This window comes from Mesorhizobium sp. L2C066B000 (assembly GCF_000502335.1).
Lineage (GTDB): Bacteria > Pseudomonadota > Alphaproteobacteria > Rhizobiales > Rhizobiaceae > Mesorhizobium.
Window position 1 is genome coordinate 153,726 of the sequence record NZ_AYWZ01000010.1, and the last position, 26,289, is coordinate 180,014.

Below are 26,289 nucleotides of genomic sequence, written 5' to 3' on the forward strand. Positions count from 1 at the left end.
TGTGTGGCGCCGGGCGGAAAACGCCCGGCGCCTTTGCCGTTTCAAGCTTCAGGGATTTCGCCATGACCGCTTCATCAAGCCCGCAAGCCGGCCCGCTCGATTTCTTCTGGTTCATCCCGACGCATGGCGACGGCTCCTATCTCGGCTCCGAACAGCAGCAGCGGCCGCCGGAGTTCGCTTACTTCAAGGAGATCGCACAGGCCGTCGACCGGCTCGGCTTTCCCGGCGTGCTTTTGCCGACCGGGCAGAATTGCGAGGATTCCTGGATCACCGCCTCCGGCCTTGCAGCGCTGACGGAAAAGCTCAAATTCCTGGTGGCGCTACGGCCCGGCGTGACGTTGCCCACCTTCGCGGCGCGCCAGACGGCGGCGCTCGACCGGCTGAGCAATGGCCGCCTGCTGCTCAATGTCGTGGTCGGCGGCAACCCGACCGAGCTTGCCGGCGATGGCGTGCTCCTGCCGCATGATGAGCGCTATGCGCAGGCGCAAGAGTTCCTGACCATCTGGCGCGCCCTGGTGTCGGGCGAGAGCGTCAACTTCAACGGCAAATATTACCGCGTCGACAATGGCCGCCTTGACCTTCTGCCGCAACAGGAGCGGCCGCCGCTCTATTTCGGCGGCTCGTCCGATGCCGGCCAGGAGCTCGCCGCCGATCTCGTCGATATGTACCTGACCTGGGGCGAGCCGCCGGCGCAGGTGGCGGAAAAACTCAGCGCGGCGCGCAAAAAGGCTGAACGGCGCGGCCGCAAACTGCGTTTCGGCATCAGGCTTCATTTCATCGTGCGCGAGACCGAGGAAGAGGCCTGGCGCGCCGCCGACCGGCTGATCAGCCACGTCACCGATGCCCAGATCGAAAATGCCCAGGCCCGCTTCACCAGGGAGATGGACTCTGTGGGACAGCGGCGCATGGCCGAACTGCATGGCGGCCGCCGCGACAGGCTGGTGGTTTCGCCCAATCTGTGGGCCGGCGTCGGCCTGGTGCGCGGCGGCGCCGGCACAGCTTTGGTCGGCTCGCCCGAGCAGATCGTCGAGCGCATCCGCGAGTATCAGGCGATCGGCATCGACACCATCATCGGCTCCGGCTACCCGCATCTCGAGGAAGCCTACCGCGTCGCCGAGCTTCTGTTCCCGCGTCTCGGCCTGGGCACCAGGCGGGCACGGGCGCATGAGAACATCGCCAATGAATTCGCCGTCGGCTTCCACGGCGCCAACCGCCTTCAGGCGTCGTCATGAGCCTGGCTCAACGGGCCAAACAGAACGGCATCGGCTGGCTGCTGCCGGCGCTGGTCATAATTGGCTGGGAAGCCGCCAGCCGCGCCGGCGTGATGCCGGCCAATGTACTGCCGGCGCCGAGCGCGGTGGCCGAGGCCTTCTGGCGGCTGACGCTATCGGGCGAGCTGATACAGAACATCGGCGTCAGCACGCTGCGCGCGCTGGCCGGGTTTGCCATCGGCGGCTCGATCGGCTTTGCACTCGGCCTTGCCAACGGGCTGTCGGCGCTCAGCCGCGGCCTGACCGACACGACGCTGCAGATGATCCGCAACATCCCGCATCTGGCGCTGATCCCGCTGGTCATCCTGTGGTTCGGCATCGACGAGGAAGCAAAACTGTTCCTGGTGGCGCTCGGCGTGTTCTTCCCGATCTACGTCAACACGCTGCTCGGCATCCAGAGCGTCGACCCGCAGCTGGTCGAGATGGGCCGGGTCTACGGCATGGACCGCCGCGCGTTGTTTTTTCAGGTGATCCTGCCCGGCGCGCTGCCGGCGATCTTCGTCGGCCTGCGCTATGCCTTAGGCATCATGTGGCTGACGCTGATCGTTGCCGAAACCATCTCGGCCAGTTCCGGCCTCGGCTACATGGCCATGCAGGCACGCGAATTCCTGCTGATCGATGTGGTCGTGCTGTCGATCCTGATCTATGCGCTGCTCGGCAAGCTTGCCGACAGCTTCGCCCGCCTGCTCGAGCGGCTGTCGCTCGGCTGGCATCCCGCCTTCCAGAACGCCTGAGGGTTCGATGCCAACCGCCAGCCTGACCGCCATCCGTTCCTTCGTCGCCGCGCCGGAACCGTCACGGCCGGAGGAGGCCGTCGAAAGGCAGCGCGCCTTTGCCTTCAAGGGCGTGGAAAAGCGCTTTGGCGACAAGGTCGTGCTCGACGGCATCGATCTCGATGTGCCCGTCGGACAGTTTGTGGCCGTCATCGGCAAGAGCGGCTGCGGCAAGAGTACGCTGTTGCGGCTGCTGGCCGGGCTCGATCGGCCAACCGCTGGATCCCTTACATTCGGGCCGGAGGCGAAGGCCGGCGCCGGCGAAGAGAGCCGCTTCATGTTCCAGGAGCCGCGGCTGTTGCCCTGGGCCAGCGTGGTGAAAAACGTCGAGGTCGGGCTGACCGGGCTTGCCACCGGTGCGGAAGCCAGGCGGCGCGCGCTCGCCATCCTGGGTGAAGTCGGCCTCGCCGACCGCGCCGACGAATGGCCCTCGGTGCTGTCGGGCGGCCAGAAGCAGCGCGTGGCGCTGGCGCGTGCACTGATCGGACAGCCAAAGATTCTGGCGCTCGACGAGCCGCTCGGCGCACTCGATGCGCTGACCCGCATCGAAATGCAGCAGCTTCTGGGACGCATCTGGCTGGAGCAAAAATTCACCGCCGTGCTGGTCACGCATGACGTCGCCGAGGCGGTTGCGCTCGCCGACCGGGTGGTGGTGATCGACGAGGGCCGCATCGCGCTCGATCTCGACGTGTCGGTGGCGCGGCCGCGCCGGCGCGGTTCGGTCGAGCTTGCCAGGCTGGAGGGCAGGATTCTGGATCAGCTGTTCGGGTAGTGCTGTCGCGGGCAGGGCATTCTATCCGAACCGGATAGATAGGTAACAGAATGGACCGGCAATATGGGGTGGCTGTTTTCTTGCTCGCCGGGTTGGCCCTGTTTGCGACTGCGGGTTTGACCAGCGCCTTCCCCCACTCCGTCACCGCTTCGCGGCGCCACCTCTCCCCCCTCCGGAGGGAGAGGAAGGGAGCCAGCCCGCATAAGTTCGCGCCCTTGCATAGGCTCGCGCCTTTCCTCTCCCCCGTCGATCGGGGGAGAGGTGTCGAGCGAAGCTCGACGGAGTGGGGGTCGACCCTTGGGCGCTAGGCAACGCTTGAGATAGTGCCCTTCCTNACCCCGTCGATGGGGGGAGAGGTGTCGAGCGAAGCTCGACGGAGTGGGAGTCGATCTGTGGCGGTCGACTTTCGTCGCAACTCACCCCCGCGAACGGCTCGCCCATACCAGCCCGGCGAAACCGACCAGCATGGTCACGATACCGATATAGAGCCATTGCGACTGGCCGGTCATGAAGCTGCCGCCGACCACGCCAATGCCTTGCAGCGACCACAGCGCGCCGATGGCCAGTACGATCAGAGCCAGCAGATATTTGAACAGTCTCATCGTTGGAATCCCTTTTCAAAGTCGATCGTCAACTGCGCCATGACCGTGATGACAGAGCGAAAGGACGGCGCCCAATCGCGCTCTCTTCTACTTGTACTATAACGTCCTGCCTTGCTCACGGAATCTGTGAAACAGCTCGCAATATCGCCGGCGATACGGCCGCGCCACACGAAAGATGCCTGACAAACTGTTTCCCAGCGACTCCAAACGTGTGCCGGTGCCACGGAACTGCCCGATGCTTGCCGCATTTCCCGCCTTATTCGGCACTTAACGGCTGGGGTCTGTCGAAAACGGAGCCAATCCCCCCAACATGAAGAAAACAAACCAGACCGCGCTTGTCGCGGTAACGATCGCGGCTGGCCTAATGGTCGGTGCATCCGCCTCCTCCGCCGCTGGCCAGTGCGGCCGCGCCTCCTGGTACGCACTGCATTCCAGGACCGCCAATGGCGAACGCATGAACCCGTCGGCGCTGACCGCCGCGCACCGCAGCCTGCCTTTCGGCACCAAGTTGAAAGTGACCAACCAGAATAATGGCCGCAGCGTCATCGTGCGCATCAACGACCGCGGCCCGTTCATCAAAGGGCGCGTGCTCGATCTGTCCAAGGGCGCCGCCGGCCAACTCGGCTTCATCGGCTCGGGCCATACCTCGGTGTGCATGGCGCGCGTCTAGATCTGTCCAAGTCCGGCCCGATCGGGCCGGACGCATCCTGCCCCGTTGTCCAACAGCCTTGCATTTTGCAGTGCACATTGAGCCGGCTGCACCCGCCCAACGCGGTTTCTCAAGGCCTTGGACGAAAGATTGGCATATGTCACGCCACGTGACGTATTGCATCGCAGCAATATCTTGTTAACCTCCGCGCGAGACATTCAAGGCTCGGCGCTGTCCGTCGTCCCTTCGGTCACGGCAGCTGCGGAGTACCTGATGTTCTACCAGCTCTATGAAATGAACCATGCCGCCCTGCAGCCCGCGCGGCTTTATGCCGATGCGGTGCGGCTGTTCTACACCAACCCGCTCAACCCGTTTTCGCATACGCCGTGGGGCCGCTCGGTCGCCGCCACCGCCGAACTGTTCGAGCGCACGACGCGCCGCTACAGCAAGCCGCATTTCGGCCTGAGCAAGACCGTGGTCGACTGGAAGAGCGTCGAGGTCAGCGAAAAGACGGTGTGGTCGAAGCCGTTCTGCAATCTTACCCGCTTCGAGCGGTCGGTGCCCGCCGGGCGAAAGGCCGACCCCAAGCTTCTCATCGTGGCGCCGATGTCGGGCCATTATGCGACGCTGCTGCGCGGCACGGTCGAGGCGATGCTTCCCTATGCCGACGTGCACATCACCAACTGGGTCGATGCCCGGATGGTGCCGGTGACCGACGGCCATTTCGACCTCGACGATTATATCGACTACATCATCGACATGCTGCATGCGCTGGGGCCGGACACCCACGTGATGGCGGTGTGCCAGCCTTCGGTGCCGGTGCTGGCGGCGGTGGCGCTGATGGAAAAGCGCGGCGATCCCTTCGTGCCCTCGACCATGACGTTGATGGGCGGGCCGATCGACACCCGCCGCAATCCGACCGCGGTCAATCTTCTGGCCAAGGAAAAGGGCATCGACTGGTTCCGCGACAACGTCATCATGCACGCGCCCTGGCCGGTGCCGGGCTTCGGCCGCGAAGTCTATCCGGGCTTCCTCCAGTTGTCGGGCTTCATGAGCATGAACCTCGACCGGCACATCACCGCCCACAAGGACTTCTTCATGCACCTGGTCAAGCATGACGGCGACAATGCCGAGAAGCACCGCGATTTCTACGACGAATATCTGGCGGTGATGGACCTGACGGCGGAATTCTATCTGCAGACCGTCGACACGGTGTTCGTGCGCCATGCGCTGCCCAAGGGCGAGATGACGCATCGCGGCGAGGTTGTCGACACCAAGGCGATCCGCAATGTCGCGCTGTTCACGGTCGAAGGCGAGAACGACGACATTTCCGGTCTCGGCCAGACCCAGGCCGCCCACGATCTCTGCCCCAACATCCCGGCTGACCGGCATGCGCATTACATGCAGCCGGCCGTCGGCCATTACGGCGTCTTCAACGGGTCGCGATTCCGCTCGGAAATCGTGCCGCGCATCGTCGATTTCATCACAAGCTACGGCCGCCAAACACGCGTAGCGGTGAAACCCAAGCTGGTCCGCTCCGCCAAAGGCTGAGGCTCGATCCGGCTGCAGCGTGCATTGCCCGCAAAAGCGGGGCGATTTTGCGCGCCACAGGCGTTCTGTTGCACAATAGACGCTGTTGGGCGGGCGCGGGTAACCATGCCGAAGAATCTGGCTCCCCCGATAATTGACACGGAGTGTAAATCCCCTTTAACCTTTCGTTAAGAACAAGGGCGAACGGGGACAATGACTTCCTCACCGATGGCACGGACGCTGCGCTTGTGGGCGGCAGCAGGGCTGGCGATCTCTGCGTGCTGGGCAGTGCCGGCACTTGCAGGCGGCGCCATGGCGACGGGCGGCATGACCTCGCAGCCGATCGGCCACTATGATTTCTGTAAAACCCAGCCCGGCGAATGCTCGATCCGGCCGAGCAACCTCAACCCCGCCGCGATGACCGACGCCTTCATGCGCAAGCTGATCAACGTGACGTCAAGGGTCAACGCCGCCGTCAAGCCGATGAGCGACTACGACATCTATGGCAAGGACGAGGTCTGGGCCTATCCCGACAAGGGCGTCGGCGATTGCGAAGACTATGTGCTGGAAAAGCGCCGCCTGCTCTCGCGCTCTGGCGTGTCGCTGGCCGATCTCTTGATCACCGTCGTGCGCAAGCCGGACGGCGAAGGCCATGCCGTGCTGACCGTGCGCACCGACAGGGGCGACTACGTCCTCGACAATCTGACCGACAAGGTGAAGATCTGGGACGCCACCGGCTATCGCTTCCTCAAGCGGCAGGCCATCGACAACACCGGCCGCTGGGTCTCGATCCGCGGCGGCCAGCAGGTACTGGTCGGCGCGGTTCAGTAAGGACACGACGCTTTCGAACGAGCGGGATATCGGCCCGCGCGCCATCTTCAGGATGAGTCAGCGCTGCCCTCATCAACGCTGCGGAATAGGTGCCGGCGCAGCGGCTATCTCCCTTCCCCCGTCACTACGGGGAGAAGGTGCCGGCAGGCGGATGAGGGCAGCGCTGCCCTCGAAATCTTATCTCTCGAAACGCCTCCTCAAAAAATTTCGCTACCTGCGTGAACCAAACCGTCTCCAGCGGCGACACACAGCCGTAAACAGAAACCCAACCATGGAGACTTCAAATGACTGCTTTCCTGCGTAATGCTTTCCTCGCCGCCATCGCGGTATCGTCCCTGGCCGGATCCGCTATGGCCGACCAGACCGGCTGCGCCAAGAACAACCAGTGGGGCAATCGCTGTTGCGATCTCACCTCGGACTGCCTGGGTGGCGGTCGCGGCGGCGATCATGACAGCACTGGCGGCCGTGGCGGCCAGGCCGGCGCGAAGTAATCTCGCTATATGCCCGCTGGCTAACGGCCGGCGGGCATCGCCTTCAGGATGAAATGCCGGCGCTATTGATGAGCATTCGTGGCCTTGGCGCCGCCCTACTTACGCCGCTCCAGTGCCGCCCGGATCGAGCCGGTGATGCGGGCAAGCTCGGCTTCGTCCAGCTTCTCGATGTTTTCGGCCAACAGATTGGCCAACTCGGTGGCGGCAGGACTGAGGCCGGACGTATCGAGTCTCACCCGCGGATGTGAGGCCTCGGCCAGACGCGCCAGCTCTTCGGCATCGTCCCAGATGACGTTGAAATAGCCGATGATCTTCTGGATCAGCGTCCAGGTCGGCGCGCCGCGGCGGCCATGTTCCAGCGCCGACAGATAGGCGGCGCTGACTCCGATCGCCTGCGCCATGTCCTTCTGGCGCAAGCCGCGCTCGGCTCGAAGCGCCCGCAGTTTTTCGCCGAACGGCGTCATCAGCGGGTTCGCCTGAGCCGAACGTAGAGCGCGCCCGAACCGCCGTGGTTGCGGGCGGCGTGATCGTGGCTGGAGACCAGCGGCCGGAAGGCAGGCGTCGACAACCAGGCAGGCACGGCGCGCCGCAAGACGCCGTCGCCGCCCGACGACGACCCTTTTCCCGTAATGACTAGGACATAGCGGACCCCGCCGGCATGGGCCCGGTGCAGGAACGAAAACAGCAGCGAATAGGCCTCGTCCTGGGTCATGCCATGCAGATCGACGCGGCCTTCGATCGGCAGCCGGCCCTTCTTCAGCTTGTCCAATGTCGGCTCGTCCAGCGCGTGCGATACATGCTGCGCCTTCGGCTTGGCGGCGAGGACCGGACCGACAGCGACCGGCGTCTGTGCCGGCTTGGGGTCGACGACAATGTCGGGAATCTCGACCGCAGTCCGGCCCTTCAACGGTCGGGCGGTGCGCGCCACCAGGTTCCACAGCACCCGATCGTCTTCGTTGAGTTTATCGGGGCGCTTGCTCATCGATTCCTCCCCGAAACGAGAGCGCCTGGAACCAAGGCATAGAAATCGGCCGCATTGCGAACGACGCCGGCGATCTCGCCGGCCGCATCGCCGGAGCCGGCGAACAGATCGCCCCGCGCCGGTCCGATGATGGCCGAGCCGGTGTCCTGCGCAATCATCAGCCGCCGGAACGGTTTTCCGTCGAAGGCGGTCAGCGACGGAGCGTCGATGTAGAAGGGGGTACCGAATGTGTGCAGCAGCCGGTCGACCGCGAGCGAACGGCCCGGCGTCAACGGCACCTTGGCGGCGGCGACAGGACCGAGTGCGGCATCGTCGACATCGGCTTCGCGAAAGAAGATGTAGGAGCGGTTCTGCCAGAAGATCTCGTCGACGCGATCCGGATGCGCCCTGAACCAGGCGCGGATAGACTGCATCGTCACTTTTTCCAGTGGGATTTCGCCGAGTTCGGCGAGAATCTTCCCCGGACCGCTGAAACGTTGGCCGGATTTGGCGGCGTAGGTGACGCGGCAAAGCCGGCCGTCGGTCATCTTCAGCCTGGCCGCACCTTGCACATGGATGAAGAAGACGTCGACCTTGTCGGCAAGCCAAGCGATTTCCAGGCCTTGGCCGGCCAGCGCGCCTCTCTCGATCTCACCGCGGTTGAAATATTCAACCGGGCCCTGCGGCGTGTCGCGGGCGAAGGCGAGATAGTCGTCCATCCCTCGAGGACGGTTGGCATCATCGATGTCGACGAGATCGGAAGGCCGCGCCAGCAGCGGCACCGTGAATTCATCCGTGCGCACTGGTGAGGCCTCGGCCTCGGGCTCGTAGAAGCCGGTGACCAGGCCGGGGTTTTCGGATCGAATCTGGACTGGGGCGAAATGGCGCTCGAAAAAAGCCTTGGCCGCCGACCGATTCGCCGGCGAAACGGTGCGCGCCTCGTCATAAGCGCCGGCAAACGCGTCGAACCGTACGCCCAACGAACCGGTGCGGTAGGGCTTGTTCAGGACATGAAAGGCCGAACGGCGGAAGGCTTCGAAAACGGGCAGATGGTCATCGGAATTCCAACCGGGAAGATCATCGAAGGACTTTTCCACGAAAAGCGGCGAGAGCGACACCTCAGCCTCGCCACTGCCCATGTTTGCCTGCATGTCGCTATCCCAAAAAAGCTGCCCGCACCGGGCGACATGCATAGGCTCAGTCTTCTTCCTCGGTGGCGACCAGCTTCCAGTTCGGATCGCGCGAGCGTGTGTCGCGGGCGAAGGTCCAGACATCCTTGACCTCGGCCACCGTCTCGGGATCGCCGTCGATGACGGCACCCGCCTTGTCGCGGGTCGCCGAAATCAGTTCGCTCACGATGCGCAGCGTGATGTGGGCCTCGCCGCCCTTCATCTCGGCCGAGACGATGTCGGCCTTGTCGATGCCGACGAAGGAGGACTGGATCTTTTCGGCTTTCGCCTCGCGGTCGCCAATCGCGGCAACGAAGCCGTCAAAAACCTCGCGCGACAACAGGTTCTTCAGCGTTTTTCGGTCGCCATCGGCATAGGCCATGACGATCATCTCATAAGCCATCTTGGCGCCGTCGACGAAGACTTTGGGGTCGAAGGAGGGATCATTGTCCTTGATCGCGCGCAGGCCCTTGTTGAGGTCGGTGTCGGGCTTGGCGAAGGCATCGATGGCCGCATAGGTCTCGGCAGCCGTCTCGCCCGGCATGCGCTTGCGTGGCAGCGAAACCACATTTTCGGGCTTCTGGGTCGCGTCCTTCTCGGTGCGGCTGGCCGTGTACGGATCGAAGGGCGGGCGCTCGCTGCCCGTGCGGCGGCCAAGCACGTTGCGCAGCTGGAAAAAGATCACCACCGCCGCAATCAGAAAGAAAATGGTGCCGAAGTCGAAGAATCCCATATCTTTCGCCAATCAATCCCTGACCTGGCCGGGACCGCCAGCCAATCGGGCGGCGGTCGCATGGCGTTAAACATGCAAAGCATATAGAACGCATGGCGCAATCATTCAAATCAAAGGCAGGCATACCTATCTAACGGCCTCAGTGCCAGCGGCGATTATGCGCCGCCCGGCAAACATGGAAACGATCGGTCAAGACTTGCGCATTTCCTTCCTTCCTCTGTTCCTGCTTGCGCTGCCGCTGCTGGAAATCGCCGGTTTCGTCATTGTCGGCCGCGAGGTCGGGGCGCTGGCGACGGTCGGTCTGGTGCTGGCTTCAAGCATTGCCGGCGTGCTTCTGCTCCGGCACCAGGGTTTTGGCGTCATGGCGCGGGTCCGCGCCGAGATGGCCGGCGGCGGCGACCCCAGCCGCCAGCTCGCGCATGGCGCCATGATCGTGGTCGCCGCGATCCTGTTGATCATCCCCGGCTTCATCACCGATATTGTCGGCCTGCTGCTGTTCCTGCCGCCGGTGCGCGACCTTGCCTGGCGCAGGCTCAAGGGCCGCATCGTCGTCGCGACCGATTTCACCGCCGGCGGTTTTCGCGGCAGGTCGCGTGACAAGGTCATCGACCTCGACGACCGCGACTATTCGCGCGAGGACGATTTCAAGCGCGGTCCCGACCATAACTCGCCGTGGCGCCGCCTGAAGGACGACTGAACGTCACCTTGCCAACGACTGACTATTGACCCCTTTCGGCCTGAAGGCGGCAAACCTTGTCTTGTCTTGCCGACCATGCTAGCCAACGCCCGATTTCAATTCGGTCAGCGCTGCTGTCCAGGCAAAAGGAACAAGGCTCATGGCCAGCAAAGATGACGCGCCGGTCGGCGCCGCCAACGGCAACGGCGAAACGGCGCAGCCCTCGCTCAACGTGCTTGCCCAGTATGTGAAGGACCTGTCCTTCGAAAGCCCCGGCGCGCCGAACTCGCTGCGCGGCCGCGACAAGGCCCCAGGCATTGCGATCAACGTCAATGTCAATGCCAACCCGCTCTCCGACAAGCAGTTCGACGTCAATCTGACCTTGAACGCCAAGGCGTCCTTCGACCAGGAAGTGCTGTTCAATGTCGAACTGGTCTATGGCGGCGTCTTCGCCATCGCCGGCTTCCCGCAGGAGCACATGCTGCCGATCCTGTTCATCGAATGCCCGCGGCTTTTGTTCCCGTTCGCCCGCCAGATCATCGCCGAAGCCACCCGCAATGGCGGCTTCCCGCCGTTGATGCTCGACCCGATCGATTTTGCCCAGATGTTCCAGCAGAAGCTGGCCGAGGACCAGGCGGCATCGAAGGTCAAGGTGAGCTGAAGGCAAGCGTCGCGCGCATGAGTTGAAAGCCCGGCTTCGTGCCGGGCTTTTTGTATACTGAGATGCTGGCGGGACAGCACCCCCTCTGCCTTGCCAGGCATCTCCCCGTCATCGCGACCTTCGCCAACTTTAGACGTTGCAGGAATGGGCTGGAGCGGCGAAGCTGCTGATCTCCCCCCTTGAGGGGGAGATGGCCGGCAGGCCAGAGAGGGGTGTGACGGAACGCTACCTCCGCGATCCGTTCACCCCGCCGCCACCTTCAGCCACAGCGCCTTTTCACCCAGCGTCGCCACCAGCCCCGCATGCGCCGCTCGCTCGCCCTCAGTCAGGCGCGGCGGCAGGGCGATTGGCCTGGCGGCGATCGAGATGTCGATGTCGGCAACGTCGCCATTGCTGTTGAGCTGCACCACGACCGCGTCGAGGACAAGTGCGGCCTGCTTGCCGCCGATGAGTTCGATGTAGACCTCGGCCAGGAGCTCGGAATCGAGCAGCGCGCCGTGCTTGGTGCGGTGGCCGTTGTCGATGCCGTAGCGGCGGCAGAGCGCGTCGAGCGAATTGGGGCCCATCGGATGCTTGCGCCGCGCCAGCGCCAGCGTGTCGACGACGCGCCCGGTGTCTATGGCCGGCTGGCCGAGCCGCCCGAATTCCGTGTTGAGGAAGCCGATGTCGAAATTGGCGTTGTGGGCGACGAGCTTGGCGCCGTCGGTGAAGGCGAGCCATTCCTCGGCGATTTCGGCAAAGGTCGGCTTGCCGACGAGGTCGGCGGCGCTGATGCCGTGCACGGCTTGCGCCTCGACATGGACGGCGCGCCCCTGCGGATTGATGAATTTGTGGAAGGTGCGGCCGGTCGGGAAGCGGTTGACCAGCTCGACGCCGCCAAGCTCGATGATGCGGTCGTCGCGCATGTCGAGTCCGGTGGTTTCGGTATCGAAAATGATCTCACGCATAGAATCAACTCACTCCTGGAGGAGTAGAATCATGGAGCGCAACAAAATGGCAATGGGCAATGCCGACAGCCTGCCGTCAGGAGCCTTATGGGCGCGACTTATCCCCCAGGAGTTAGCAGGCGAGCTCAGCGCCCTGAGAGCTCGGCAATGATCGCGCCGACCGCGCTGCGGGCGGCGTCCATGCCTTCACCGGTGTCGATGACGAAATCGGCCTGCCGGCGTTTTTCGGCATCGGGCACCTGCTTGGCCAGGATGGCCGCCAGCTTTTCCTCGCTCATATCAGGACGCGCCAGCACGCGGGCGCGCTGGATATTGGCCGGCGCGGTGACGACGACGACCTTGTCGACACGGTTGCGGCCGCCGGTTTCGAACAGCAGCGGAATGTCGAGCACGACGAGCGGCGCGGCGGCGGCGCGGTGCCTTGCCAGAAAGGCATCGGCATCGGCCCGCACCAGCGGATGGACGATCGCCTCCAATGTCTTCAGCGCAGCAGCGTTGCCGAGCACGCGGCGCGCCAACTCGGTGCGGTCGACCGAACCGGCAATCACGGTGCCGGGAAAGGCCGCCTCGACGAGAGGTGCTGCCTTGCCGGCATAGAGGCGATGCACGGTCTCGTCGGAGTCATGCACCGGCACGCCGGCGTCGACGAACATTTTCGCCGTCGTCGACTTGCCCATGCCGATCGACCCGGTGAGGCCGAGCACGATCATCATTTTGCGCCCATCATTTGCGACCCATCATTTGGCGACGATGTCGGCGACGATCATCTGTCGCAACTCAGGCGTGACCTGCGGCTTCTTGCCGAACCAGCGTTCGAAACCGGGCACAGCCTGGTGCAACAGCATGCCGAGCCCGTCGACCGTCTTCAAGTTTCTCGCGCGGGCAGCGGCAAGCAGCGGTGTTTCCAGCGGCACATAGACGATGTCAGCGACGATGGCGTGAGCTGGCAGGCCGGCCGGATCGGCGGCCAGCGTCGCATCGCCATGCATGCCAAGTGCCGTCGTGTTGATCAGCAAGCCGGCATCGCCAAGCAAGTCGCCGACCGCGCCATGCGCCGAGACGCCGGCCCCGAAGCGGTCGGCGAGTTCCTGCGCCCGCGCCAATGTGCGGTTGACGATGCGGATATCTTTGATGCCGCGCGATTTAAGCGCGTGGATGACCGCGCGCGACGCGCCACCGGCGCCGAGCACCACGGCCGGAGCGTTTCTCTCCCAGCCCCGGGCATGCTCGTCGAGATTGCCGGCAAAGCCGATCCAGTCCGAATTGCCGCCCCACAGCACGCCGTCGTCCAGCCACAGCATGTTGACCGCGCCGATCATCTCCGCCGCCTCGTCGCGGCGCTCGACCCGGGCGAAGGCGACTTCCTTGTGTGGAATGGTGACGTTGCCGCCCTGATAGCCATTGGCCTGGAGGGAAGAGAGGAACTCGGGAAAATCGGCCGGCGCGACATCGATCGCATGATAGCTGCCGTCGATGCCGTATGTGTTCAGCCAATAGCCGTGGATCTTCGGCGAGCGCGAATGCGCGATCGGATGGCCGGTGACGAAAGCTTTTTTCTCAACCATCGATGGCTCCGAGCGCACGCAATTCCGCCAGCACCGGTAACAGCGGCAGGCCGACAATGGTGAAATAATCGCCTTCGATCTTTTCGAACAGCTGGATGCCTTCGCCCTCGATCTGGTAGGCGCCGACGCTCGACAACGCCTTGGCGCCGACGCGGGCCAGGTGCCGGCCGACGAAGGCCGGATCGAGCTTGCGCATGGTAAGGCTGGCGATGCCGACGTGACGCCACAGCACCTTGCCGTTGCGGCAGAGCACGGCGGCGCTGTTCAGCTGATGCGTCTTGCCCGACAGCGCCAGCAGATGGCGGCGGGCGCCTTCCATGTCGGCCGGCTTGTGGAACACTTCATCTCCCAGTGACAAAGTCTGGTCGCAGCCGAGCACCAGGGCGCCCGGTCTGCGTTCGCTGACCTCGGTCGCCTTGGCTTCGGCGAGTATCAGGGCGACATCTTCCGGCGACACACCGCTGTCCTGCAACGGCGCCTCGAGCGCACGCTCGTCGACATCGGCAGGCACCGCTTCGATGCCGAGCCCGGCATTGATGAGCATTGCTTTGCGGAACGGGCTGCCGGAGGCAAGGATGATTTTTTCGGTCATGGGTTCTGGGCCTGGTCGATAGTGGTCGATTGGGGCAGGAGGTCGCGTTGCCATCCCATCATCTATTCTTCCCCCGCAGGGCAACAATGGCTGCCGCGGTCTCTTCGATCGAGCGGCGGCTGACGTCTATCATCGGCCAATTGTGGCGGGTGCAGATCTGGCGGGCATAGGCGAGCTCTTCGGCGATCGAGGCACGGTCGACATAATCGGTCGCTTCGTAGGTGCTGCTGTTGCCGAGCACGCGGTTCTGCCGGACATGCGAGATGCGTTCGGCGGTGGCGATCAGCCCGACGATCAGCGGCTTGGTGGCAGCGACCAGGCTTTCGGGCACCGGCACGCCGAGCACGATCGGGATGTTGGCGGTCTTGATGCCGCGGTTGGCGAGATAGATGCTGGTCGGCGTCTTCGATGTCCTGGAAATGCCGACCAGCACGACATCGGCGTCGTCCATGTTGAGCGGCAGCTGGCCGTCATCATGCTCCATGGTGAAATTGAGTGCGTCGATACGGTGGAAATAATCGGCATCGAGCACATGCTGGGCGCCGACGCGGCGGCCGGCCGGCGTGCCGAGATAGGACTGGAAGACGGTGAGGACCGGCTCCAGCACCGAAACGCAGGGCAGCCCCATGGTGGCGCAGCGCTCGTCAATACCGCGCGCCAGCTTCTGGTCGACGACGGTGTAGAGGATGATGCCCGGTTCCTCCTCGATGTCCTCGAAGACTTTCGCCACCTGCTTTTCGGTGCGGATGAGCGGATAGATATGCTCGATGGCGCGCGCATCCTTGTATTGCGCCGAGGCGGCGCGCCCGGCCGCCAGCAGCGTCTCGCCGGTGGCGTCGGAAATCAGGTGCAGGTGAAAGAAGCTCTGGGGTTTGTTCACAGGGGGCGCCTCAGGCTGTGGGCTTGTGTGGATAAACCGGGGCCGCAAAGGCGACCGGCTGGAGGCGACTGTATCAGAAGGCCAGTTGTCCACAATTCGATGCGCTGTCAGCTTCACTGTGCAGTTGGGGACAAATCTGGGGACGGGCGTTTTTGCCAGCGCTTCATCCACAGAGGCGGTTTTTCAGCGGCTACGTCAAACCATTGACTCCAGTGACGGAATCCTGGTCATCCACACTCTTTGCCAATCCCGCGGAAGAAACACGCGACAAAATGCTGGCTGGCCTTTTCCAGGGCAAAGCGGGACAGGTGACAACCACCGATACCAACAGACTCTTAGAATCAGAAGATTCTAGAAATAGACTATTTAATTATAGAGAAGGCAGGGAAGAGAGCGCTCAATGCCCGAGAACCGCATCGTGCTGGACGTGCTGAGAGGCGAGGCAGTGTTTCCGCCGCCGCTCTGGATGATGCGCCAGGCCGGGCGCTATTTGCCGGAGTACCGCGAGACCAGAAAGCGCGCCGGGTCCTTTCTCGACCTTTGCTACAATCCTGATCTGGCCGTCGAAGTGACGCTGCAGCCGATCGAGCGCTTCGGCTTCGATGCCTCGATCCTGTTCTCGGACATTCTGGTCGTGCCGCATGCGCTGGGACGCGATGTCCGCTTTGAGGAGGGCCGCGGGCCGCTGCTGACGCCAATCACTGCAGCTGAGATTTCGGCTCTCAACAGTGAAACGTTTCACGTGAATCTCGAACCGGTCTACGAGACGGTTCGCCGGCTGCGGGCAAGATTGCCTGACGAGACCACGCTGATCGGCTTCTGCGGCGCGCCGTGGACGGTGGCGACCTACATGATAGCTGGCCACGGCACACCCGACCAAGCGCCGGCGCGGCTGTTTGCCTATCGCGAACCGACGGCCTTCAAGCATCTCCTGAAAGTGCTCGCCGATCACTCCGCGGCCTATTTGATCCGCCAGATCGAAGCCGGTGCCGACGTGGTGCAGATTTTCGATTCCTGGTCCGGCGTGCTTGATGATGCGTCTTTCGAGCAGTTCTGCGTGGAGCCGGTGGCGGAGATTGTCGGCCAGGTTCGTGCGGTTCATCCCGATGTACCGATCATCGGCTTTCCCAAGGGCGCCGGCGCCCGCTACGAGACCTATCGTGAGAAGACCGGTGTGACGGGGCTGGGGATCGACTGGACCGTGCCCCTGGCGGCTGCGAACGAACTGCAGCATTCAGGGGCGGTCCAGGGCAATCTCGATCCCTTGCGCCTGGTGGCCGGCGGCAAAGCCCTGTCGGACGGCGTCGATGCGATCCTCAAGGCGCTGGGAGACGGACCGCTGATCTTCAATCTCGGCCATGGCATCACGCCGGAGACGCCGGTGGCACATGTCGAGGCGATGGTGAAGCAGGTGCGGAGCGCGACACGCTGATGGCTCAATCGGATAATACGGGCGGCAACAGCACTCGTGGGGCGATGATGCGCATGACCATCGGCATCGGAGTGCTGGTTGTTCTCACCGCACTTTTGTTTTTCTTTGCGCCTGAGGGTTTCTATCCCTGGGCGAAGGCAATCCATATCCTGGCGGTCATCTCCTGGATGGCCGGCATGCTCTATCTGCCGCGATTGCTGGTCTACCACGCCGACGCAGAGAAGGGGTCCGTCCAATCGGAGACCTTCAAGGTGATGGAGCGGCGTCTGCTGCGCGGCATCATCAATCCGGCGATGATCGTCACCTGGGTGCTCGGGCTTTGGCTCGCCTGGAAAGTGTTTGGCTTTCACGGCGGCTGGCTGCACGCCAAGATAGGCTTGGTGCTGTTGCTGTCGGGCGTGCATGGCTATCTGGCCGGTGCTGTCAGGAAATTCGCCGAGGACCGCAATGAAAAACCGGCGCGGCACTGGCGAATCGTCAACGAGATCCCCACATTGCTGATGATCGCCATCGTCATCCTGGTTGTCGTCAAGCCGTTCTAGGCCCATTTCGGTCGACAAAACGCAGCTTGCTCTTTCCCCCGACCGACGATAAAAGACGGGTCTTCCTTCCCGTCATGCGCCGCCCTTGATTGCTTTCGGCCGCGCCCGGCATTTATCGCATCCAGCCGATATATTTTCCCCAAAGCAGATTCAGAGTCCGTCTATGCAAGAAATGAAACTCGCAGAGTTCAAGAACAAGAAGCCGCCAGAGCTGATCGCCTATGCCGAATCGCTCGAAGTGGAAAACGCCAGCGTCATGCGCAAGCAGGAACTGATGTTTGCCATCCTGAAGAAACTGGCCGCCCAGGACGTCGAGATCATCGGCGATGGTGTGGTCGAGTTGCTGCAGGACGGTTTCGGCTTCCTGCGCTCAGCCAACGCCAATTATCTGCCGGGTCCCGACGATATCTACATCTCGCCCTCGCAGATCCGCCGCTTCTCCTTGAAGACCGGCGATACCGTCGAAGGGCCGATCCGCAGCCCAAAAGAGGGCGAGCGCTATTTCGCTCTTCTCAAGGTCAACACGATCAATTTCGACGATCCCGAAAAGATCCGTCACAAGATCCATTTCGACAATCTGACGCCGCTCTATCCGACCAAGCGGCTGAAGATGGAGATCGACAATCCGACCGGCAAGGACATCTCGTCGCGGGTGATCGACCTGGTGGCGCCGATCGGCAAGGGACAGCGCGCGCTCATCAACGCGCAGCCGCGTACCGGTAAAACGGTGCTGATGCAGAATATCGCCCACTCGATCACGGCCAATCATCCGGAATGCTATCTGATCGTACTTCTGATCGACGAACGGCCAGAAGAAGTGACCGACATGCAGCGTTCGGTGAAGGGCGAGGTCGTGTCCTCGACCTTTGACGAACCGGCGGTGCGCCACGTCCAGGTCGCCGAAATGGTCATCGAAAAGGCCAAGCGCCTGGTCGAGCATGGCCGCGACGTCGTTATTCTGCTCGATTCGATCACCCGCCTCGGCCGTGCCTACAACACTGTTGTGCCGTCCTCCGGCAAGGTGCTGACCGGCGGTGTCGACGCCAACGCGCTACAGCGGCCGAAGCGCTTCTTCGGCGCGGCCCGCAACATCGAGGAAGGCGGCTCGCTGACCATCATCGCCACCGCGCTGATCGACACCGGCAGCCGCATGGACGAAGTCATCTTCGAAGAGTTCAAGGGCACCGGCAACTGCGAAATCCAGCTCGACCGCAAGGTCGCCGACAAGCGCATCTACCCGGCCATGGACATTTTGAAGTCCGGCACCCGCAAGGAAGACCTGCTGGTCTCCAAGCAGGATCTGCAGAAGATCTTCGTCCTGCGCCGCATCCTGGCGCCGATGGGAACCACGGATGCGATCGAGTTCCTGATCGACAAGCTGAAGCAGACCAAGACCAACGCCGATTTCTTCGATTCGATGAACACGTAAGCTTCTCGTCGGCCATCGTTTCGCATTGAAGCCCCGTTCCGGGAACGGGGGCAAACAGGTCGCATTTCCGACAGGGCGTGGCCTTGGGCGGCAATTTCCATCGCCGTCGTCATGCGAGTAATCGCGTCTCGAAGATCGGAAGCCGCATGGAGAAAACAATCCCGACCCTGATCGGCTTCTCGGCCATCCTGACATGGTCCTTCCTGGCGCTGCTTTCGACGGCGGCGGGACCGATTCCGCCCTTTCAGCTGGCGGCGATGACGTTTCTGCTTGGCGGGTTGGCCGGCGCGTCGAGCTGGCTTGTCCGTCCGGCGGCGACCAAGTCGCTGCGCCAGCCGTGGCAGGTCTGGGCGCTCGGCACAGCGGGGCTGTGCATCTATCACTGCGCCTATTTCTTCGCCATCCAGTCGGCGCCGCCGGTCGAGGTCAGCCTGATCGCCTATCTCTGGCCGTTGCTGATCGTCGTCTTTGCCGCCTTCCTGCCTGGAGAAAAGCTTAGGGCCCATCACATTGCCGGCGTCGTGCTCGGCCTTGCCGGCGCCATTGTGGTGATCACCAAGGGCGGCACGATCGGACTGGCCAATGGTGTGATGAAGGGGCATGTCATCGCGCTGTTCTGCGCTTTCATCTGGGCCGGCTATTCGGTTTTGTCGCGCCGCTTCGGCAAGGTGCCGACCGATGTCGTCGCCGGTTACTGCTTCATCACGGCTGCGGTCGCCTTGCTGCTGCACCTGACCCTTGAGACCACCGTCTGGCCACAGACGGCGACGCAGTGGAGCGCCATCGTCATCTTGGGCGTAATACCGCTAGGCGCCGGCTTTTACGCCTGGGACTATGGCTGCAAGCACGGCGACATCATGATCCTTGGCGCCCTCTCCTACGCGGCGCCCCTCTTCTCGGTCATCGTGCTTCTGCTGGCAGGCTTTGGTGTGTTTCACTGGTCGGTGGCTGTTGCTTGCATCCTGATCACGGTCGGAGCGGTGGTCGCGGCCAAGGATTTGCTGTTCGGGCCGCGGTCGCCATCCATTGATGCGACGCCGCTTCCTTCGGCGTTGGACGGAAACACCGGTTGACCTGCCGGCGTCGCAACAGCGGCTCGGTTCCTACGGATCCGGCGCCACGGGCAGGATAGCCGGTGCATAGCTCCGGTGCCGGTTGGCGGCCGGATGCCACTGGCCAATGTTCGATCGATTCGCATGCGTTCCGATCGGGGCGACAATATCGGCGTGACGCGGGTCGGGATTTCCGATTCGCAACCGGAACGAGGCTTTCCCCACGGGGAGATGGGCTCCAGCTTCACGGTTCCGGGCCAGGAACAGGCGTTAACGATGCCGGCCAGCCGTAGGGCTTGCTGGCCCGCCCAGAACTGCTTGGCGTCGGGATTAGGACCCGCCTGCTCGCACATGGATGACAAGGCGGCTATACAGATTTGGTAATGTCCGGCCGCTCCTCGCGATCGACCTTGATATTGACGAACAGCCGGTTCATGACGGCCGCGACACTGTGGGATTGTTGACACCTAGGCGACCGGTGAGAACGGGCAAATGATTTCGGGCGATTCGATCGTTGCGCTTTCCAGCGGGCGCCTGCCCGCCGGCATCGCTGTCATCCGCATTTCCGGACCGAGGGCTCGATTCGTTGTCGAAACGGTGGCTGGTGGCACGGTCAAGGACCGGTGTGCGACCCTGCGCAAACTCCGAACGGTGGACGGGTCGCTTATCGACAACGGCCTGGTGCTGTTTTTTCCTGGGCCGAACAGTTTTACCGGCGAGGATGTCGCCGAGTTCCACGTCCATGGCGGCCGCGCCGTCGCCGGCAAGATGCTGGAGATCGTCGCCGGCTTCGACGGCCTGCGTCATGCGGAGCCTGGGGAATTTACGCGCCGGGCTCTTCTCAACGGCAAGCTGGATCTGGTCGAGACGGAGGCGTTGGCTGATCTGGTCAACGCCGAAACCGAAGCGCAGCGGCGCTTTGCCGTGCAGAATGCCGAAGGAGTGCAAAGCGAACTCTATCTTGGCTGGCGCCATCGCCTGATCCATGCACGGGCCATGATCGAGGCGGAAATCGACTTCGCCGACGAAGACGACGTGCCCGGTTCCGTTTCGGACACGGTTCGGTCCGATGTGCGCGCAATGGTGGGGGAGATCGGCCGGCATGTCGATGGCTTCCATGCCGCGGAGATCATCCGTGACGGGTTTGAGGTTGTCATCCTCGGTGCACCGAACGCCGGCAAATCCAGCCTGTTCAACGCGCTGGCCAGGCGTGAGGCGGCGATTGTTACCGACGAGCCCGGCACGACGCGGGACTTGCTCGAAGTGGTGCTGGATGTCCACGGAGTGCGGGTCAGGGTAACCGACACCGCGGGCCTGCGCGAGGCGCCCGGCAAGATCGAAGCGATCGGTATCGAAAAGGCGCGGGCCAAGGCGCACACGGCTGACCTGGTGCTGTTGCTGGAAGATCTGGCGGACCCGAGTGCGATCGGCAACATGCCTGTCGAGGCCCCGGCTTTGAGAATCGGCACCAAGGTCGATCTCTTGAAAGGTTCGCCGCGATTGGAGGCGTATGATGCGTTGATTTCGACGGTGGACGGCACTGGGTTGGCTGAACTCCTGGCCGAGATCGGCAGGCGCGCCGCGGCTGCTATCGGCGATGCCGGTGACATCCTGCCGTCTCGGTTGCGGCATGTGGAGCTGCTCAATGAGACCAGGCGCTTTCTGATCTCGGCGTTGTCGGGGCAAGAGCGCGGCCAGGAGCTGCGGGCGGAGGAGCTGCGTCTTGCGGCGGACCGGCTCGGCCGGATTGTCGGCGCGGTGGATGTCGAGGACCTGCTGGACGTAATCTTTTCGCAGTTTTGCATTGGAAAGTGACTCACGTGAAACAGGGGGGCGCGCTGTGTGAGTGACTCACGTGAAACACAGGGGGCCACCCTAGTGCGTGTTTCACGTGAAATGAGGAGTTTGGCAAAAACGGCAAGTGCCGAAGGCCGGCCCCGCCCCTCATTGTCCTCCCGGGCATTTCTCAAGTGCAGTGACGGGGAGAAAGATACTGTTATCCGGGATTTCGCCAACCACCGAAGCGCGCCAGCGCTTGAGCTCCTCCTTGTTCACCGGGAGAAGATGCCGGCAGGCAGATGAGGGGCAGCGCCAGCCGAGGTAATTGTCGCCGCTTCCCTGACTCACGTGAAACACTCTGCGGCTTTCAGCACTCCGTTCCCCGTGAACGAATCAACCTGCAATCCTTGACAGCGTCCTCTCGTGGGGACATGTGTCGGGAAATCTCTGAATCTGGAAGGGACAATGATCGATCACTATGATGTGGTTGTGGTGGGCGGTGGCCATGCCGGGTGCGAGGCTGCGAGCGCTGCCGCGCGCGCCGGCGCCATGACCGCGCTGGTCACGCTGCGCTTCGACACGATCGGTGTCATGTCCTGCAATCCGGCGATCGGCGGCCTCGGGAAGGGCCATCTGGTGCGTGAGATCGACGCCATGGACGGGCTGATGGGCCGCATCGCCGATGCTGCCGGCATCCAATTCCGCCTGCTTAATCGCCGCAAAGGCCCTGCCGTGCGCGGGCCGCGTACGCAGGCCGACCGCAAGCTGTATCGGCTGGCCATGCAGGAAGCGATTCGGCAACAGAACGGTCTCGACGTCGTCGAAGGCGAGGTACTGGACTTCGACATCGTGGATGGACGCATCGCCGCTGTGCTCCTGGCCGACGGGCGCCGGTTGGCGTGCGGCGCCGTGGTGCTGACCACCGGCACCTTCCTTCGCGGCCTCATCCACATTGGCGACAGGAAGATTGTCGCCGGGCGGATGAACGAGCAAGCGAGCCTTGGCCTGTCGGCGACGATGAGCCGCGCCGGTTTCGCGCTTGGACGGCTGAAGACCGGCACGCCGCCGCGGCTCGATGGCCGCACCATCGACTGGCCGTCGCTGGAAAGCCAGGCGGCCGACGAACATCCAGTGCCGTTCTCGCTGCTCACCGACACAATCAAGAATCCGCAAATCCATTGCGGCATCACGCGTACGACACCGGCGACGCACGAGCTGATCCGCGCCAATCTCGGCCGCTCCGCCATGTATTCCGGCTCGATAGAGGGGGTCGGACCACGCTATTGCCCGTCGATCGAAGACAAGATCGTCAAGTTCGGCGATCGCGAAGGCCACCAGATTTTCCTCGAGCCGGAAGGGCTGGACGACGACACGGTCTACCCCAATGGCATTTCGACCTCCCTGCCCGAGGATGTGCAACTCGACATTCTCAAAACTATACCCGGGCTAGAGCGGGCGACCATGCTGCAGCCCGGCTACGCCATCGAATACGACCATGTTGATCCGCGCGAGTTGGAGCCGACGCTTGAGGCCAAACGTATTGCGGGGCTTTTCCTAGCCGGTCAGATCAACGGCACCACCGGTTATGAAGAAGCCGGAGCGCAGGGCCTGCTCGCCGGGCTCAACGCCGCGCGCAAGGCGGCGGCCGACGACCAAATCGTGCTCAGCCGCACCGAAGCCTATATCGGTGTGATGGTCGACGACCTCACCAGCCGCGGCATTGCCGAGCCCTACCGCATGTTCACTTCGCGGGCGGAGTTTCGCCTATCGCTGCGCGCCGACAATGCCGATGAAAGGCTTACGCCTCTGGCAAATCGGCTTGGTATCGTGTCGCCGGAGCGGACGCAGCGGTTCAATCAAGTCACACAGGATCTTGATAGGGCGCGCGAACTTGCAGTTGCGACGACGATGACGCCCAACGAAGCGGCGCGGCATGGGCTGGAGATCAACAGGGACGGCGTGCGCCGCTCCGCTTATGAATTGCTCGCTCATCCCGGCGTCGATATAGCCTGGCTGGCCCGTGTTGCGCCGGCCTTTGGCGCAATCGATGTCATAACCGCTGAGCGGCTCGAAACGGAAGCGAAATATTCGGTTTATCTTGATCGCCAGCAGGCGGATGTCGGACAGATCCGCCGCGAGGAAAGCCGGCTGATCCCGGCGTCGGTGGATTTCGCCGATGTTCCCGGCCTGTCCAATGAGCTGAAGCAGAAGATGCTAACGCGTCAGCCCCGGTCGATCGCTGACGCGCAGCGTATGGAAGGCATGACGCCGGCGGCGCTGGCCATCATCGTCGCGCACGTCCGCAACGCCGAATCGGCCGCCCAAAGGGCCGTTGCGTGAGCGCTGCCTCATGGGCGAGCCTGCAAGAGGCCGCGGGACCGGTTTCACGTGAAACATTCGATCGCCTGGTGACGTTCGAACAGTTGTTCCTGAAATGGAACCGCAGCATCAATCTTGCCGCGCCGTCGACGCTGGACGATGTCTGGGGCCGCCATATTCTTGACAGCGCGCAGCTGGCGCGAATCGCACCGCAGGCCAAACGCTGGGCCGATCTCGGTTCGGGCGGCGGTTTTCCGGGCCTGGTAATGGCCTTCCTGCTGGTCGAACGCGATGGCGCGTCGATCTATCTGGTCGAGAGCAACCGCAAGAAAGCATCGTTTTTACAGGCGGTCATTGGCCAGTTCGGTTTGCCGGCACGGGTCGTCGCCCGGCGCATCGACGACAGCTATGCGCTTGTTTCCGAACCGGAAATCATCACGGCGCGGGCGCTGGCCGCGCTGCCGGCGCTGCTCGATCTGTCGGCGCCGTGGCTGACCAAGGGATCGCGGGCGCTGTTCCACAAAGGCCGGGATTACCGCTCCGAGGTGGAAGAAAGCACTCACCGCTGGGCTTTCGATCTGGTAGAACATCCGAGCATTACCGACGCCCATGGCGTCATCCTCGAAGTGACCGATCTGCAGACTGCGTAAGCTCTCCTTCGCAACCTTGGCGACGCAATGAATACCTGGCCCACATGAATACCTGGCACAGACCCATGAAAACCGGACCTCGCATCATCACCGTCGCCAACCAGAAGGGCGGCGTCGGCAAGACAACCACCGCCATCAATCTGGCCACGGCGCTGGCCGCGATCGGCGAAAAGGTGCTGATCGTCGATCTCGACCCGCAAGGCAATGCCTCGACGGGTCTCGGTATCGACCGCAAGGACCGCACCGTCTCCTCCTACGATGTGCTGACCGGCGAACTGGGCCTGGAAGAGGCCGCCATTCCAACGGCGGTGCCCGGCCTGTCGATCGTGCCGTCGACGCTCGATCTGCTCGGCATCGAGATGGAAATCGCCTCGGCGCCGGATCGCGTGCTTAAGCTGCGCAACGCGCTGCGCGCCGCCACCGAGCGCGGTGCGCCGTTCGGCTATGTGCTGATCGACTGCCCGCCCTCGCTCAACCTTTTGACTTTGAATTCAATGGCGGCAGCCGATTCTGTTCTTGTGCCGCTGCAGTGCGAGTTCTTCGCGCTGGAAGGGCTAAGCCAACTCCTGGAAACGGTGGAGCAGGTGCGTCGTTCGATCAATCCAGACCTGATCATCCAGGGCATCGTGCTGACCATGTATGACGGCCGCAACAACCTCGCCAACCAGGTGGTGCAGGACGTGCGGGCACACATGGGCGACAAAGTCTACGAGACGATCATTCCTAGGAATGTGCGGGTGTCCGAGGCGCCGTCCTACGGCAAGCCGGCAATCCTCTACGATCTCAAGTGCTCAGGCAGCCAGGCCTATCTGCAGCTGGCGTCCGAAGTGATCCGCCGCGAGCGCAAATTGCGCGCCGCTTGATTAGGCAGGGTCGATAAACAAAGCCGATCCGTCACCGAAACGATCAAGAATCTGGAATTGAGATGAGCGAAGACCTTTCGAGAAAGAGACTGGGGCGTGGACTGGCGGCGCTGATCGGCGAGATCGACCGCCCGGTGGCAGCCGAAAAGCCGGGCTTGAATGCGGACGGCAAGGTGCCGATAGAGTTCCTGAGCCCGAACCCGAAAAACCCGCGCCGGCACTTTGGCGACGCCGACCTGACCGATCTCGCCCAGTCGATCCGCGAACATGGCGTGGTGCAGCCGGTGGTGGCGCGGCCTTCGCCGACGCAGGCCGGGCGCTATGAGATCATCGCCGGCGAGCGACGCTGGCGCGCCGCGCAGCGCGCCGGGCTGACCGAGATTCCGATCATCGTGCGCGACGTCAACGACCGCACGGCGCTCGAACTGGCGATCATCGAGAACGTCCAGCGCACCGACCTCAATCCGGTCGAGGAGGCGCTCGGCTACCAGCAGTTGATCGACGATCACGGCTACACCCAGGCCGATCTCGGCAATGTCATCGGCAAGAGCCGCAGCCACGTCGCCAACACGCTCAGGCTGTTGAAGCTGCCCGACGTGATCCGCGACATGCTGGTCGACGGCGTGCTGTCGGCCGGCCATGCCCGGACGCTGGTGACGGCGCAGGATCCCGCCGGGCTAGCCAAGCAGATCGTCGAAGAAGGGCTTTCGGTGCGCCAGGCTGAGGCGCTGGCGCAGATGCCGGCGGGCGGCACGCCGCCCAAGGCAAAACCAGCACACGGCGCATCGGGCAAGGATGCCGACACGCTGGCGCTGGAAAGGCTGATGACCAACACGATCGGCATGATCGTGACCATCGAGCACAAGGGCAAAGGCGGCGCGATCCGCGTGGACTACCGCAGTCTGGAGCAGCTCGACGAGCTATGCCGGCGGTTGAAGGACGAGCGGTAGAGGGTTGGGGTTGCGCCATATTTAGCCGGCGAATGAAGTTCTGGCTTAGGATGAAGAAAGGGCTTGGCGGTTGCCGGCCCTTCTTTTTATTGGCGATTGCCGAAGGGATCGAACTGCTGATCTCCCCCCTTGAGGGGGAGATGGCCGGCAGGCCAGAAGGGTCGTCTCCC

28 protein-coding genes and 1 pseudogene are annotated in these 26,289 nt (G+C 63.2%); 18 read left to right on the forward strand and 11 right to left on the reverse strand.

The window, feature by feature from the left end:
- The first annotated feature begins 62 nt into the window (after positions 1 to 62).
- From ssuD to X733_RS145765, 3 genes are read left to right on the forward strand one after another with little or no spacing between them, the layout of a single operon-like run.
- Positions 63 to 1,232 carry an FMNH2-dependent alkanesulfonate monooxygenase gene (ssuD, locus tag X733_RS145775; protein WP_023819317.1) on the forward strand — a complete coding sequence of 390 codons (1,170 nt, stop codon included), beginning with the start codon at positions 63 to 65 and terminating at the stop codon, positions 1,230 to 1,232.
- Positions 1,229 to 2,005 carry an ABC transporter permease subunit gene (locus tag X733_RS145770; RefSeq protein WP_023692926.1) on the forward strand — a complete coding sequence of 259 codons (777 nt, stop codon included), beginning with the start codon at positions 1,229 to 1,231 and terminating at the stop codon, positions 2,003 to 2,005. Before ssuD ends, X733_RS145770 begins: the two co-directional genes overlap by 4 nt.
- A 7-nt stretch (positions 2,006 to 2,012) precedes the next feature.
- The gene (locus X733_RS145765) at positions 2,013 to 2,816 is read left to right on the forward strand and encodes an ATP-binding cassette domain-containing protein (protein WP_023687585.1); all 804 of its coding nucleotides are present in this window, start codon (positions 2,013 to 2,015) and stop codon (positions 2,814 to 2,816) included.
- 416 nt (positions 2,817 to 3,232) lie between these two features.
- Here X733_RS145765 and X733_RS1000000170295 read toward each other — a convergent pair whose 3' ends face one another.
- Positions 3,233 to 3,418, reverse strand: coding sequence for a hypothetical protein (locus X733_RS1000000170295; RefSeq protein WP_023702438.1), 186 nt, complete (start codon positions 3,416 to 3,418; stop codon positions 3,233 to 3,235).
- A 310-nt stretch (positions 3,419 to 3,728) separates the two neighbouring features.
- Between X733_RS1000000170295 and X733_RS145750 the strand changes: the two genes are divergently transcribed.
- The 4 genes from X733_RS145750 (at position 3,729) to X733_RS145735 (ending at position 6,919) form a co-directional block, all read left to right on the forward strand.
- On the forward strand, positions 3,729 to 4,088 hold the full coding sequence (locus tag X733_RS145750; protein WP_023672096.1) for a septal ring lytic transglycosylase RlpA family protein: 360 nt from the start codon (positions 3,729 to 3,731) through the stop codon (positions 4,086 to 4,088).
- Positions 4,089 to 4,340: 252 nt separating this feature from the next.
- Entirely contained in the window at positions 4,341 to 5,618 is a 1,278-nt protein-coding gene (locus X733_RS145745; RefSeq protein WP_023742011.1) for a polyhydroxyalkanoate depolymerase, read from the forward strand.
- Between the two features lie 192 nt (positions 5,619 to 5,810).
- Entirely contained in the window at positions 5,811 to 6,428 is a 618-nt protein-coding gene (locus tag X733_RS145740; protein WP_023698094.1) for a transglutaminase-like cysteine peptidase, read from the forward strand.
- A gap of 284 nt (positions 6,429 to 6,712) precedes the next feature.
- Complete coding sequence (locus X733_RS145735; RefSeq protein ID WP_023672099.1) at positions 6,713 to 6,919, forward strand: hypothetical protein; 207 nt, start codon at positions 6,713 to 6,715, stop codon at positions 6,917 to 6,919.
- A 95-nt stretch (positions 6,920 to 7,014) separates the two neighbouring features.
- Here X733_RS145735 and X733_RS145730 read toward each other — a convergent pair whose 3' ends face one another.
- The 4 genes from X733_RS145730 to X733_RS145715 form a co-directional block, all read right to left on the reverse strand.
- Entirely contained in the window at positions 7,015 to 7,383 is a 369-nt protein-coding gene (locus X733_RS145730) for a helix-turn-helix transcriptional regulator (protein ID WP_023672100.1), read from the reverse strand.
- Entirely contained in the window at positions 7,383 to 7,901 is a 519-nt protein-coding gene (locus tag X733_RS145725; protein ID WP_023819319.1) for a Smr/MutS family protein, read from the reverse strand. The genes X733_RS145730 and X733_RS145725 overlap by 1 nt, the downstream gene beginning before the upstream one ends.
- Positions 7,898 to 8,998, reverse strand: coding sequence for a murein transglycosylase A (locus X733_RS145720; protein WP_023819320.1), 1,101 nt, complete (start codon positions 8,996 to 8,998; stop codon positions 7,898 to 7,900). The genes X733_RS145725 and X733_RS145720 overlap by 4 nt, the downstream gene beginning before the upstream one ends.
- A 79-nt stretch (positions 8,999 to 9,077) precedes the next feature.
- Complete coding sequence (locus X733_RS145715) at positions 9,078 to 9,782, reverse strand: Tim44/TimA family putative adaptor protein (RefSeq protein ID WP_023672103.1); 705 nt, start codon at positions 9,780 to 9,782, stop codon at positions 9,078 to 9,080.
- A gap of 196 nt (positions 9,783 to 9,978) precedes the next feature.
- Here X733_RS145715 and X733_RS145710 point away from each other — a divergent pair, with 196 nt between their 5' ends.
- Positions 9,979 to 10,479: an FxsA family protein gene (locus X733_RS145710; RefSeq protein WP_023687591.1), complete on the forward strand. Its 501-nt coding sequence runs from the start codon at positions 9,979 to 9,981 to the stop codon at positions 10,477 to 10,479.
- Between the two features lie 139 nt (positions 10,480 to 10,618).
- Entirely contained in the window at positions 10,619 to 11,119 is a 501-nt protein-coding gene (secB, locus tag X733_RS145705) for a protein-export chaperone SecB (protein WP_023672105.1), read from the forward strand.
- 242 nt (positions 11,120 to 11,361) lie between these two features.
- Here the strand turns inward: secB and dnaQ are convergent, their stop codons facing one another.
- From dnaQ to X733_RS145680, 5 genes are all read right to left on the reverse strand, one after another.
- Entirely contained in the window at positions 11,362 to 12,066 is a 705-nt protein-coding gene (dnaQ, locus tag X733_RS145700) for a DNA polymerase III subunit epsilon (protein ID WP_023672106.1), read from the reverse strand.
- Positions 12,067 to 12,191: 125 nt separating this feature from the next.
- Positions 12,192 to 12,776 carry a dephospho-CoA kinase gene (gene coaE / locus X733_RS145695; protein WP_023687592.1) on the reverse strand — a complete coding sequence of 195 codons (585 nt, stop codon included), beginning with the start codon at positions 12,774 to 12,776 and terminating at the stop codon, positions 12,192 to 12,194.
- 27 nt (positions 12,777 to 12,803) lie between these two features.
- The gene (locus tag X733_RS145690) at positions 12,804 to 13,631 is read right to left on the reverse strand and encodes a shikimate dehydrogenase (RefSeq protein ID WP_023685038.1); all 828 of its coding nucleotides are present in this window, start codon (positions 13,629 to 13,631) and stop codon (positions 12,804 to 12,806) included.
- Entirely contained in the window at positions 13,624 to 14,223 is a 600-nt protein-coding gene (locus X733_RS145685; RefSeq protein WP_023685039.1) for a Maf-like protein, read from the reverse strand. The genes X733_RS145690 and X733_RS145685 overlap by 8 nt, the downstream gene beginning before the upstream one ends.
- Positions 14,224 to 14,281: 58 nt before the next feature.
- The gene (locus X733_RS145680; protein ID WP_023819321.1) at positions 14,282 to 15,103 is read right to left on the reverse strand and encodes a pyruvate, water dikinase regulatory protein; all 822 of its coding nucleotides are present in this window, start codon (positions 15,101 to 15,103) and stop codon (positions 14,282 to 14,284) included.
- A gap of 400 nt (positions 15,104 to 15,503) precedes the next feature.
- On the opposite strand from X733_RS145680, the gene hemE reads away from it, so the two are divergent.
- From hemE to X733_RS145660, 4 genes are all read left to right on the forward strand, one after another.
- The gene (gene hemE, locus X733_RS145675; RefSeq protein ID WP_023706938.1) at positions 15,504 to 16,535 is read left to right on the forward strand and encodes a uroporphyrinogen decarboxylase; all 1,032 of its coding nucleotides are present in this window, start codon (positions 15,504 to 15,506) and stop codon (positions 16,533 to 16,535) included.
- A complete protein-coding gene (hemJ, locus tag X733_RS145670) occupies positions 16,535 to 17,077 on the forward strand; it encodes a protoporphyrinogen oxidase HemJ (RefSeq protein ID WP_023819322.1) in 543 nt (180 codons plus the stop codon). Before hemE ends, hemJ begins: the two co-directional genes overlap by 1 nt.
- Before the next feature lie 163 nt (positions 17,078 to 17,240).
- Complete coding sequence (rho, locus tag X733_RS145665) at positions 17,241 to 18,506, forward strand: transcription termination factor Rho (protein WP_023672113.1); 1,266 nt, start codon at positions 17,241 to 17,243, stop codon at positions 18,504 to 18,506.
- A gap of 146 nt (positions 18,507 to 18,652) precedes the next feature.
- Positions 18,653 to 19,579 carry an EamA family transporter gene (locus X733_RS145660; protein WP_023819323.1) on the forward strand — a complete coding sequence of 309 codons (927 nt, stop codon included), beginning with the start codon at positions 18,653 to 18,655 and terminating at the stop codon, positions 19,577 to 19,579.
- 314 nt (positions 19,580 to 19,893) lie between these two features.
- On the opposite strand, the pseudogene X733_RS1000000168385 reads toward X733_RS145660, so the two are convergent.
- Positions 19,894 to 20,009 (reverse strand): annotated as a pseudogene (locus tag X733_RS1000000168385) (DUF255 domain-containing protein); the annotation flags it as partial.
- Positions 20,010 to 20,050: 41 nt separating this feature from the next.
- Here X733_RS1000000168385 and mnmE point away from each other — a divergent pair.
- The 5 genes from mnmE (at position 20,051) to X733_RS145630 (ending at position 26,119) form a co-directional block, all read left to right on the forward strand.
- Complete coding sequence (gene mnmE, locus X733_RS145650) at positions 20,051 to 21,373, forward strand: tRNA uridine-5-carboxymethylaminomethyl(34) synthesis GTPase MnmE (protein WP_023819325.1); 1,323 nt, start codon at positions 20,051 to 20,053, stop codon at positions 21,371 to 21,373.
- A gap of 429 nt (positions 21,374 to 21,802) precedes the next feature.
- Complete coding sequence (gene mnmG / locus X733_RS145645; protein WP_023819326.1) at positions 21,803 to 23,677, forward strand: tRNA uridine-5-carboxymethylaminomethyl(34) synthesis enzyme MnmG; 1,875 nt, start codon at positions 21,803 to 21,805, stop codon at positions 23,675 to 23,677.
- Positions 23,674 to 24,306: a 16S rRNA (guanine(527)-N(7))-methyltransferase RsmG gene (rsmG, locus tag X733_RS145640; protein WP_023728723.1), complete on the forward strand. Its 633-nt coding sequence runs from the start codon at positions 23,674 to 23,676 to the stop codon at positions 24,304 to 24,306. The genes mnmG and rsmG overlap by 4 nt, the downstream gene beginning before the upstream one ends.
- A 65-nt stretch (positions 24,307 to 24,371) precedes the next feature.
- Positions 24,372 to 25,169 (forward strand): ParA family protein, encoded by a 798-nt coding sequence (locus tag X733_RS145635; protein ID WP_023672118.1) that lies wholly within the window; start codon positions 24,372 to 24,374, stop codon positions 25,167 to 25,169.
- Positions 25,170 to 25,231: 62 nt separating this feature from the next.
- Complete coding sequence (locus tag X733_RS145630) at positions 25,232 to 26,119, forward strand: ParB/RepB/Spo0J family partition protein (protein ID WP_023819327.1); 888 nt, start codon at positions 25,232 to 25,234, stop codon at positions 26,117 to 26,119.
- Positions 26,120 to 26,289: the final 170 nt, after the last annotated feature.